Below are 10,221 nucleotides of genomic sequence, written 5' to 3' on the forward strand. Positions count from 1 at the left end.
CCGCCGTAACCGGACGCGATGCCCGCACCGCCGGGCCAGGCCAATGGTTACGGAACCACCACTATTTCGCGTAGGATTTATCGAGAGTTTTAAGTTAAAGGGCTGTTAAGAGCCCTTACCGCGCTGTTAACAGACTTAAGGAAGCGTTACCGGGAACTGCGCGCCATCCTGTGCGCGCGGCGTGGCCGGAACTTCAAATCGGTCCCCCCAGCGCCTAAATTCGCACAATGGTTCACGATTCCCCCGACAAGCCGGGCGAGGCACGCGCGCGCAAAACGCGGCAGGCCGCGACAGACGCCCCACCCCAAGACCCGGCGCAGGACACGGCGCCGCCGGACCTCGATCCCGCCACCAGCGGCGGCGACGACGAGGACGATGCGCGGCTGCCCGATATTTTGGAAGAGAGCGGCGCGATCGGCGACGNGGTCACGAGGCGATCGAGCGCGCGGTCCGGCTCGCGCCGACCTCGCCCGGGGTCTATCGCATGCTCAGTGCGAACGCCGACGTGCTCTATGTCGGCAAGGCCAAGAACGTCAAAAAGCGCCTGTCGAGCTACGCGCGCCAGAGCGCGCCGCTGCCTGCGCGCATCCTGCGCATGATCGCGGCCACGGTGACCGTTGAGATCGTCTCGACCACGACCGAGACCGAGGCGCTGCTGCTGGAAGCCAATTTGATCAAGCAGCTGCGGCCGCGCTTCAACGTGCAGCTGCGCGACGACAAGTCGTTTCCCTATATCCTGATCACCGGCGACCATTGGGCGCCGCAGATCCTCAAGCATCGCGGCGCGCAGACCCGGCCCGGGCGGTATTTCGGCCCGTTCGCCTCCGCCGGCGCGGTCAACCGGACCATCACGGCCTTGCAGCGCGCGTTCCTGATCCGCTCCTGCACGGACTCCTTTTTCGAGAGCCGCACCAGGCCCTGCCTGCTCTACCAGATCCGCCGCTGCGCCGGCCCCTGCACCCGCGAGATCGACTTTGGCGGTTATGCGACGCTGGTGCGCGAAGCCACCGACTTCCTCTCCGGCAAGAGCCATGCGGTGAAGCAGGAGCTTGCCGCCGAGATGGAGAAAGCCGCCGGTGAGCTCGAGTTCGAGAGCGCAGCGCTCTATCGCGACCGCCTCGCCGCGCTGTCGGCGATCCAGTCGCAGCAGGGCATCAATCCGCGCACGGTGGAAGAAGCCGACGTGTTCGCCATCCACCAGGAAGGCGGCTTCTCCTGCGTCGAAGTGTTCTTCTTCCGCACCGGCCAGAACTGGGGTAACCGCGCTTATTTTCCGCGTGCCGAGAAGAGCTATACGCCTGAGGAGGTGCTCGGCTCCTTCCTCGCCCAGTTCTACGACGACAAGCCGCCGCCGAAGACCATCCTGCTCTCGCACGAGATCGAGGAGATGGAGCTTCTCGCCAATGCGCTGTCGATCAAGGCCGGCCACAAGGTCGAGGTGACAGCGCCCAAGCGCGGCGAGAAGAAGGAGCTCGTCACCCACGCGTTGACCAATGCGCGCGAGGCGCTCGGCCGCAAGCTCGCCGATACGGCAACCCAGAGCCGCCTGCTCGACGCCATGGCCACGACCCTGAACCTGCCGCATGCGCCCAAGCGCATCGAGGTTTACGACAACAGCCATATCCAGGGCACCAATGCGGTCGGCGCCATGATCGTCGCGGGCCCCGATGGCTTCGTGAAGAACCAGTACCGCAAGTTCAACATCAAATCGGAAGGGATCACGCCGGGCGACGACTTCGCCATGATGCGCGAGGTACTGGAGCGCCGCTTCAAGCGCCTGATCAATCCGCCTGAGGAAAGCGCGGCCAAAGCCGGGAACGACGACTTCCCGCAATGGCCCGACCTCGTGATCATCGACGGCGGCCGCGGCCAGCTCAATGCTGTCAGGGAAATCTTTGCCAATCTCGGCCTGACCCAGGTCTCGCTGATGTCGGTCGCCAAAGGGCCGGACCGGGATGCCGGCCGCGAGACCCTGTTCATGCCGGAGCGCGAGGCGATCAAGCTGGAGCCGCGCGATCCCGTGCTCTATTTCATCCAACGCCTGCGGGACGAGGCCCACCGCTTCGTCATCGGCTCGCACCGCAAGCTGCGCAAGAAGGACATTCGCGAGGCCGGTTTGCAGGAGATTCCGGGCATCGGCCCGTCACGCAAACGTGCCTTGCTGCATCATTTCGGAACCCTGAAGGAGATCGAACGGGCCTCGATCGCCGATCTCGGCAAGGTTCCTGGGGTGAGCGCCGAGAGCGCCCGCAGGATATTCGACTATTTCCATCCCCAGCCGGGGTGAACTAAAGGGGCGGTAGTCATATGGTCGTCGCATCCTGTACCCCATCTGGGACGGACGGTTGACCTTCAGGCTTGAGCGGTATTGGTAGGACGGATGAACATCGCCACGACACGAGGGACGACCAGCCGCGCGATGTCCCTCCCGAACATCCTGACCTATGGCCGGATCGCCGCGATCCCGGTCGTGGTCGGATGCATCTATGCGCAGTCGATCATGGACTATCCGTTGTGGCTGCGCTGGGTCGCGGTCGCGATCTTCATCGGCGCGGCGGTCACGGATTATCTCGACGGCTATTATGCCCGCATCTGGAATCAGCAATCGGCATTCGGCCGGATGCTCGACCCGATCGCCGACAAGCTGTTGGTCGCCTCGTGCCTCCTGATGCTGGCCGCCGACGGTATCATTCATGGCTGGTCGCTCTGGGCCGCCATCGTGATCCTGTGCCGCGAGATCCTGGTCTCGGGCCTGCGTGAGTATCTCGCGGCGCTCCGCGTCAGCGTGCCCGTGACCAAGCTCGCCAAGTGGAAGACGACTGTTCAGCTCGTCGCCATCGGCTTCCTGCTCGCAGGTCCCGCCGGTGACGAGGTCGTCCCCGTGGTCTCGCTGATCGGCCTCGGCCTGCTGTGGGCATCGGCGATCCTGACCATGTACACCGGCTACGACTATTTCCGCGCCGGCATCCACCACCTCATCAAGGAGGATGAGGGATGAAGCTGAAGTATTTCGCCTGGGTGCGCGAGCGCGTCGGCAAGGCCGAGGAGACGATCGACCCGCCCGCGACCGTACGCACCGTCGAGGAGCTGATCGCCTGGCTGTCCGCTCAAAGCGAAGCCTACGCCTATGCCTTCGAGAAGCCGAAGGTGATCCGCACCGCGATCGACCACGCCCATGTCAAGGCGGACGCCGCCATCGCCGGTGCCCGCGAGATCGCGTTCTTTCCGCCAATGACCGGCGGCTAGGCCATGAGCTCCGCTGCCACCACCTGCCCCGTCGCCATCCGCATCCAGCAGGACGATTTCGACATTGCGCGCGAGATCGCGGTCCTGACCAAGAGCCGCACCGACATCGGCGCGGTCGTCAGCTTCTCCGGCATCTGCCGCGCCGACGAGGACAGCTCCAAGATCGCGGCGCTGACGCTCGAACATTACCCCGGCATGGCGGAAGCAGAGATCAAGCGCCATGTCGACGAGGCCATCTCGCGCTGGCCGCTGAATGGCGTCACGGTCATTCATCGTGTCGGGCGGTTCGAGCCCGGCCAGAACATCGTGCTGGTGCTGACCGCCTCGCAACACCGAAGGGCGGCGTTCGAAGCCGCCGAGTTCCTGATGGATTATCTCAAGACCAGCGCCCCGTTCTGGAAGAAGGAAGAGAGCGCCACCGGCACCGGCTGGGTCGAGGCCCATGCCCGTGACGACGAGGCCGCTGCACGCTGGACCAAATCCTGATGGCGAGAGTTGCGAAAAAGACCGCGCGCGGCGGCGCCGCGCCGAAACTTGCGAAAGTGGGACCCGGCGAGCTTCTCACTCTGCTCGACTTCGTCCGCTATGCGGTGAGCCGCTTTGTCGAAGCCAAGCTCGCTTTTGCCCATGGCACGACCGATCCGGTCGCCGAAGCCGCCTTCCTGGTCTGCGAAGCCCTGCATCTTCATCCCGACCAGTTCGAGAGCTTTGCCCACGCGCGCGTCACCGCGGCGGAAGGCAAGACCCTGCTCGATCTCATCCATCGGCGCGTCACGACGCGCAAACCGGCCGCCTATCTCGTCAACAAGATCTACATGCGCGGCCTGCCCTTCTATGTCGACGAGCGCGTCATCGTTCCGCGCTCCTTCATCGGCGAGCTCTTGGATTCGCATTTCGGCGGCGACGGCGAGGTGGGCTCGCTGATCGACGATCCCGCCGCCGTCGAGCGCGTGCTCGATCTCTGCACCGGCTCGGGATGCCTTGCGATCCTCGCTGCGTATCATTTCCCTGATGCCACGGTCGACGCAGTCGACATCTCCAAGGGCGCGCTTGAAGTCGCCGCACGCAATGTCGGCGAGCATGGCCTCGACGAGCGGATCACGCTCCACCGCGGCGATCTGTTCGCGCCGCTCCGGGATAACAAATACGACCTGATCATTACCAACCCACCCTACGTCGATGCCGAAGGCATGGCGGCATTGCCGCCGGAATGCCGGGCCGAGCCGAAGCTCGCCTTCGACGGCGGCGCCGACGGTCTTGATGTGGTCCGCCGCATCCTGCGCGACGCGCCCGATCATTTGACGGGCGATGGCGGCTTGATCTGCGAGATCGGCCGCGGCCGCGAGCTGGTCGACGAGGCCTTTCCGGAACTGCCCCTGCTCTGGCTCGACACCGAGGATTCCGAGGGCGAGGTGTTCTGGATCGCGGCCGCCGATCTCGGCTGATCGAACGCGCGCAACGGAACAAGTCAAATTCCGCCACGTTCACTCCCCGACGAACTTCTCGCTCTCGGAGGGTGTCCGCATGCTCGCGCCATCGGGCGAATTGCTACGCGCCGGCATGGCGCTGAAACTCAACCATCTCAAGCGCGCCGCGCGGTCCTACCTGCGTGATCGCGCCAGCCAGACCACCGGACGGGTGACGTCCTATGCGGTTGCGGCGGCATTGTTCGCGGTGGCCGGTCTATTCGTGATCGCGGCCTTCTTCGTCGGGCTGGTCGCGCTGTATCGCTGGGTCGCCATCAGCTGCGGGCAATTCTGGGGCTTTGGTGCCGTCGCAGCGGTGCTGCTGGTACTGGCAGCAATCTGCGCCGGGGTGGCGATGGCGCAAATGAACCGCCGGACCAAGCCGATCGTGCCGCTCGCCAGCCGGATGCGCGTGGCGATTGCGACGCCACGGATCCCCCGCGGAACGGTCAAGCAGGCGGTGAAGGAGGTGGCGACGACGATTCCGCTGGCGCCGCTCGCACCGGGCGAACGCGGCCATGAGAGCAATGGATCTTCGGCTCGCACCGTCAGGCCGGTGCAGCTAGGCTTGATGCTTGCGGCTCTCACTTTGGTCGGCTTCACCGCGGCGCGCCGGCGGCGCCCCGCCCGCAGCCAGGACGCATGATGCCGGCGCGGCAGACCGAGCAGCTCGACAGCTGGCTGCTGGTGGCCGCCACAGCCGTTTTCGTGCTGACCGCAGAGCGCTATTTTCAGGAGTCCGGGTTCATCCGGCCGGGACCATCAGAAGATCGTCGCAGCAACGAGGCGAATTCACCGGAAACGAACCCGGCAAGCGCCGCCATGCAGCCCGGCCATGGCCGCCGCTCGACCAGCCCGTTCAAAATCCCCTGGGCTGGCTGGAAGGATATTTTCTGGCGCACCTATCAGCGCATCGACGACGATCGTCTGCTGGCGACCGCCGGCGGCGTGGTGTTCTTCGGACTGCTCGCGATCTTTCCCGCGGTGACCGCGCTGGTCTCCTCCTACGGACTGTTCGCCGATCCCTCGACCATCAGCGGCAATCTCCAGACGCTGGCGACGATGCTGCCGGAGGGCTCGTTCCAGATCGTCGCGGACCAGGTCGCGCGCGTGGTCTCCAAGGGCAATACGGCGCTCGGCGCCACCTTCCTGTTCGGCCTCGTGCTGGCAATATGGAGCGCCAATGCCGGGGTCAAATCCATCTTCGACGCCCTCAATGTCGCCTATGAGGAACGCGAGAAGCGCAGCTTCATCAAACTTAATCTGGTGTCGCTGGCCTTCACGGTCGGCGGCATCGTGGCGCTCCTGCTGATGGTGGCCGCTGTCGTCGCCTTCCCGCTCGCGCTCGATCATCTCGGCCTTGCACCGGAGAGCAAGCTGATCGTGGCGCTGGCGCGATGGCCGCTGCTGTTTCTCATCCTGCTGGTGGCGCTCGCCATCCTCTACCGCTTCGCGCCGAGCCGCGACGCGCCGCGCTGGGAGTGGCTGAGCATCGGCGCGCTCACGGCCGCCCTGCTCTGGATCGCAGGCTCCGCGCTGCTGTCCTGGTATCTGTCGGCCTTCGCCAATTACAACGCGACATACGGTTCGCTTGGAGCTGCGATCGGCCTGATGATGTGGATGTGGATGTCGGCAATCGTCGTCATGTTCGGTGCCGAGCTGAACTCGGAGATCGAACGACAAACCCTGCGGGATACGACGACCGGGCCGCCCAAGCCGCTCGGCAGCCGCGAGGCGGTCTCGGCCGACACAGTCGGCGCCGCCGCGCAGTCCTGACCAACTCCCGCACGCCTGCGCAGTGCTATCCCCTCGAATCAACAATGATGTTAAGGTCATGCACGCCTGGGGGAGCATGAGGCGCGACGGCTGCGAATGGCAGCCCGTGTTTTCCCGGGTGAGGCAGTCAGCTCTTGAGGCGTAACGCGCGGCATGATTCGCATTTCGACGATCTTCATCGCCATCTGCATGGTCCTGGTCGCGGCATCGCTCGGGCTCGTGCTCTACTCGGTCGCCGGCATCAACGGAACCGAATCCGCGATCGTGGCGCTGACCGCGCTGACCTTCCTGATCCTCTACAACGCGGTGTCGATGCGGCTGCGCGACCGCAGCGACGTCGGCGGCCAGATCGCCGACTTGTCGCGCGGCACCGCCGACCTCGCCCGCCAGGTGGCCGAGTTCGGGCGGCGGCTCGCCGCGATGGAGGGCCGCATCGCCTCGTCCAACTCGACCAATTCCGATCGGGTCCAGTCGGTGGTCGGCGAGATCAACGAGCTCGGCGGGCTGGTCCGGCAGCTTGCCGCCACGGTATCGACCCATGAGGACCTGCTGGCCGGTCATGCGCCGGCCCCTGCTCCGGTCGCAAGGCCGGCGGCGGAAGCACCGATCGACCTGATTGCGCCCTTTGATGAGCGGCCGGCCGCTCCTCAGCCGCTCCCTGCCGCACCGCCGCGGCCGACGCCGCCGGCGGTCCCGCCCCAGACCGCCAGCGCCGTTCATGCCGTCAACGGCCGCAACCAGACCCAGATGCTGGCGACGTTGCGCGGCGCCATCGACGAGAACCGCATCGACATCTTCCTGCAGCCGATGGTGACGCTGCCGCAGCGCAAGGTCCGGTTCTACGAAGCCGTGACCCGGCTGCGCGACGAGCGCGATCAGCTGATTGCCGCCGAGGAGTTCATCAGCCTCGCCGAGGCCTCCGGGTTGATCGGGCGGATCGACAACATGGTGTTGCTGCGCTGTGTCCAGGTGCTGCGCCGGCTGATGGTGCGCAACAAGGATGTCGGCGTGTTCTGCAACGTTGCGGCTTCGACGCTCGGCAATTCCACCACCTTTGCGCAATGCCTGGATTTCCTCGAGGCCAATCGCGCGCTGGCGTCGTCGCTGGTGCTGGAGTTCAAGCAATCGACCTTCCGCGCGCTTGGTCCGGCCGAGACGGAGAATCTGGCGGCGCTGGCGCAGCGCGGCTTCCGCTTCTCGATCGACCATGTCACGGACCTCAGGATCGAGCCGCGCGAGCTTGCCGACCGCGGCGTCCGCTTCATCAAGGTTCCGGCGTCACTCCTGCTCGACCCGAAGCAGGCCTCGACTTCGGACATTCACCCCTCCGACCTGTCCGACCTGCTCGGCCGCTTCGGGATCGATTTGATCGCGGAGCGGATCGAGGGCGAGCGCGCAGTGGTCGACCTGCTCGACTATGACGTGCGGTTCGGCCAGGGCTTTTTGTTCGCGCCGCCCCGGCCATTGCGGCCTGAAGGGGCATCTGCTACCGGCGGGACCTCGCCGAACCAGGCGCAAGACATTCAGGGATCCAATGGCCCCGGTACCTCAAGCCCAGGCACGAGCTCAGGCGCAGTGTCAGCTGCGCCGCCTGCCGCACCGTCGCAGCGCATCACCGGCAACGCGGCGCTCGCGCGCCGCATCTGATCGGCCGCGCGCGTCATGACCACGCTGCATTTTGCTCAAAGCCTGCGCGAGCTCGTGGGTGGAGTGGATGTCGTGCTCAGCGACATCTGGGGCGTGGTCCATAACGGCCTGGAAGCCTTCCCCGCGGCCTGCGAGGCGCTGCACACTTATCGCAGCCATGGCGGTACGGTGATCCTGATCACCAACGCACCGCGCCCGGCCGACTCCGTGCAGCGGCAATTGCGCAAGCTCGGCGTCGCCGACGAAACCTACGACGCCATCGTTTCCTCCGGCGATTTGACGCGGCTCTATGTCGCCGAGCATCCCGGCCGCAAGATGTTCTGGCTCGGCCCCGAGCGCGACAATTCGATCTATCGCGGCCTCGATGCGACGACTGCGCCGCTGGAAGAGGCCGATTACATCGTCTGCACCGGCCTCTACGACGACGAGACCGAGACCGCGGAAGATTATCGCGGCATGATGCTGAAAGCGCGCGAACGCAAGCTGACGCTGGTCTGCGCCAACCCCGATATCGTGGTCGAGCGTGGCGACCGGCTGATCTATTGCGCCGGCGCCATTGCCGAGCTGTACCGCGAGCTCGGCGGCGAAGTGATCTTCTACGGTAAGCCACACCGGCCGATCTATGAGCGCGCGATGGCGCTGGCCGGCGAACGCCAGGGCCACCCGATCGACCGGAAAAAGGTGCTGGCGATCGGCGATTCCGTCCGGACTGACCTCACCGGCGCGCGCGAATTCGGTATCGATTGCCTGTTCGTCACCCGCGGCATCCATGCCGAGGAGTTCGAGGGCCTCGACCAGCTCGATCCGAAGTCGGTGCTGGAATTGTTCGGCCACCCGCCGAAGGCGCTGATGCGCGAATTGAAGTGGTGATTTTCTGAAACGACATTGCGGGGCGCGCAAGGCGCGAACCCGGAACCTCGAGATTCTCAGGTGCGCAATTGCGCACCATAGTTCGGTGCTTCGCACCGCCCCGGAATGACGGAATGAACGCAGAAAGCCCGGGGACGATCGCCCGGGCTTTTCCAAAATCAGTTGATGGCTTTGACGCGCGCTTACGCGCTCGCCATGTCCGGGAAGACCGCCTCGATCTTGGTCTTCAGCGTCGCCGCGTTGAACGGCTTGACGATGTAGTTGTTTACGCCGGCCTTCTTGGCCGCGATCACGTTCTCGGTCTTCGATTCCGCCGTGATCATGATGAAGGGCGTGGTGGCGAGGTTGGGATCTGCGCGCACTTCGCGCAGCAGGTCGTAGCCCGTCATCGGCTCCATGTTCCAGTCGGAGATCACGAGCCCGTACTTCTTGCCGCGCATCTTGTTCAGCGCCGCCGAGCCGTCGCTGGCATCATCGATATTATCGAAGCCAAGCTGCTTCAGCAGATTCCGGATGATACGGATCATGGTGCTATAGTCATCCACCACCAGAACCGGCATCGACAAATCAACCGCCATCTCGACTCCCCCAACGCATACCTAGGAATATTCAAATTCGGACCCGACAGGCGGGGCCCCTCAGTTCCATCTCCCAAGCAGTAGCATCAAGGCGTTAAACAGCGCGTTAACTGCGGCGGCCCACGAGCGATCGAAATCAGGTTCCTTGCGGCAGCCGCGCCCCGCTTGACTTCATCGGCCGGGTCACGCCACGGTCGCGGCCGGTCCCGCCGGTTCGAGAATTCTCCTGATGGCCCCGCAATTTACCGTTATCCGCGATTCCACGCCGGATTCCGCCATCCTGAGGGGCGCGGTGGTCGCCATGGGCAATTTCGACGGGGTCCATCTCGGCCACCGGGCTGTCATTGCGGCGGCCCTGGAAATGGGCCGGGCGCATGGCCGCCCTGCCCTGGCGCTGACCTTCGAGCCGCATCCGCGCCGGTTTTTCAGCCCCAACACCCCGCAATTCCGCCTGACGGACGAGCGCGCCAAGCTGCGGTTGCTGGCCGGGACCGGGCTCGCGGGCGCCGTGGTCATGACCTTCGACAAGGCGAGAGCCGGGACCAGTGCGCAAGATTTCATTCATCATGAGCTGATCGGGCGCCTTGGCGTCAGCGGCATTGCGGTCGGTTACGACTTCCATTTCGGCAAGGGGCGGG

Annotated in this window: 9 protein-coding genes and 3 pseudogenes; 11 read left to right on the forward strand and 1 reads right to left on the reverse strand. The window is 65.1% G+C overall.

Annotation, left to right across the window (positions count from 1 at the left end; genetic code table 11):
- Positions 1 to 227 precede the first annotated feature (227 nt).
- The 10 genes and pseudogenes from AOQ71_RS47100 to AOQ71_RS03430 all read left to right on the forward strand — a co-directional run.
- A pseudogene (locus tag AOQ71_RS47100) lies at positions 228 to 423 on the forward strand (hypothetical protein); the annotation flags it as partial.
- Between the two features lies 1 nt (position 424).
- Positions 425 to 2,287 (forward strand): annotated as a pseudogene (gene uvrC / locus AOQ71_RS03390) (excinuclease ABC subunit UvrC); the annotation flags it as partial.
- A gap of 93 nt (positions 2,288 to 2,380) precedes the next feature.
- Entirely contained in the window at positions 2,381 to 2,998 is a 618-nt protein-coding gene (pgsA, locus tag AOQ71_RS03395; RefSeq protein WP_057741644.1) for a CDP-diacylglycerol--glycerol-3-phosphate 3-phosphatidyltransferase, read from the forward strand.
- On the forward strand, positions 2,995 to 3,246 hold the full coding sequence (gene moaD / locus AOQ71_RS03400) for a molybdopterin converting factor subunit 1 (protein ID WP_057741647.1): 252 nt from the start codon (positions 2,995 to 2,997) through the stop codon (positions 3,244 to 3,246). Before pgsA ends, moaD begins: the two co-directional genes overlap by 4 nt.
- 3 nt (positions 3,247 to 3,249) lie before the next feature.
- Entirely contained in the window at positions 3,250 to 3,732 is a 483-nt protein-coding gene (locus AOQ71_RS03405; RefSeq protein ID WP_057741652.1) for a molybdenum cofactor biosynthesis protein MoaE, read from the forward strand.
- Positions 3,732 to 4,691: a 50S ribosomal protein L3 N(5)-glutamine methyltransferase gene (prmB, locus tag AOQ71_RS03410; protein ID WP_057741657.1), complete on the forward strand. Its 960-nt coding sequence runs from the start codon at positions 3,732 to 3,734 to the stop codon at positions 4,689 to 4,691. The genes AOQ71_RS03405 and prmB overlap by 1 nt, the downstream gene beginning before the upstream one ends.
- A gap of 79 nt (positions 4,692 to 4,770) precedes the next feature.
- The gene (locus AOQ71_RS03415; RefSeq protein ID WP_057741661.1) at positions 4,771 to 5,358 is read left to right on the forward strand and encodes a hypothetical protein; all 588 of its coding nucleotides are present in this window, start codon (positions 4,771 to 4,773) and stop codon (positions 5,356 to 5,358) included.
- Complete coding sequence (locus AOQ71_RS03420) at positions 5,358 to 6,488, forward strand: YihY/virulence factor BrkB family protein (RefSeq protein ID WP_057741980.1); 1,131 nt, start codon at positions 5,358 to 5,360, stop codon at positions 6,486 to 6,488. The genes AOQ71_RS03415 and AOQ71_RS03420 overlap by 1 nt, the downstream gene beginning before the upstream one ends.
- Positions 6,489 to 6,641: 153 nt before the next feature.
- The gene (locus AOQ71_RS03425; RefSeq protein WP_057741664.1) at positions 6,642 to 8,135 is read left to right on the forward strand and encodes an EAL domain-containing protein; all 1,494 of its coding nucleotides are present in this window, start codon (positions 6,642 to 6,644) and stop codon (positions 8,133 to 8,135) included.
- 15 nt (positions 8,136 to 8,150) lie between these two features.
- Positions 8,151 to 9,005 carry a TIGR01459 family HAD-type hydrolase gene (locus AOQ71_RS03430; RefSeq protein WP_057741667.1) on the forward strand — a complete coding sequence of 285 codons (855 nt, stop codon included), beginning with the start codon at positions 8,151 to 8,153 and terminating at the stop codon, positions 9,003 to 9,005.
- Positions 9,006 to 9,187: 182 nt separating this feature from the next.
- On the opposite strand, the gene AOQ71_RS03435 is transcribed toward AOQ71_RS03430, so the two are convergent.
- Complete coding sequence (locus tag AOQ71_RS03435) at positions 9,188 to 9,583, reverse strand: response regulator (protein ID WP_027551917.1); 396 nt, start codon at positions 9,581 to 9,583, stop codon at positions 9,188 to 9,190.
- Positions 9,584 to 9,812: 229 nt separating this feature from the next.
- On the opposite strand from AOQ71_RS03435, the pseudogene AOQ71_RS47105 reads away from it, so the two are divergent.
- A pseudogene (locus AOQ71_RS47105) lies at positions 9,813 to 10,221 on the forward strand (bifunctional riboflavin kinase/FAD synthetase); the annotation flags it as partial.

It is taken from the genome of Bradyrhizobium manausense (genome assembly GCF_001440035.1).
Lineage (GTDB): Bacteria > Pseudomonadota > Alphaproteobacteria > Rhizobiales > Xanthobacteraceae > Bradyrhizobium > Bradyrhizobium manausense.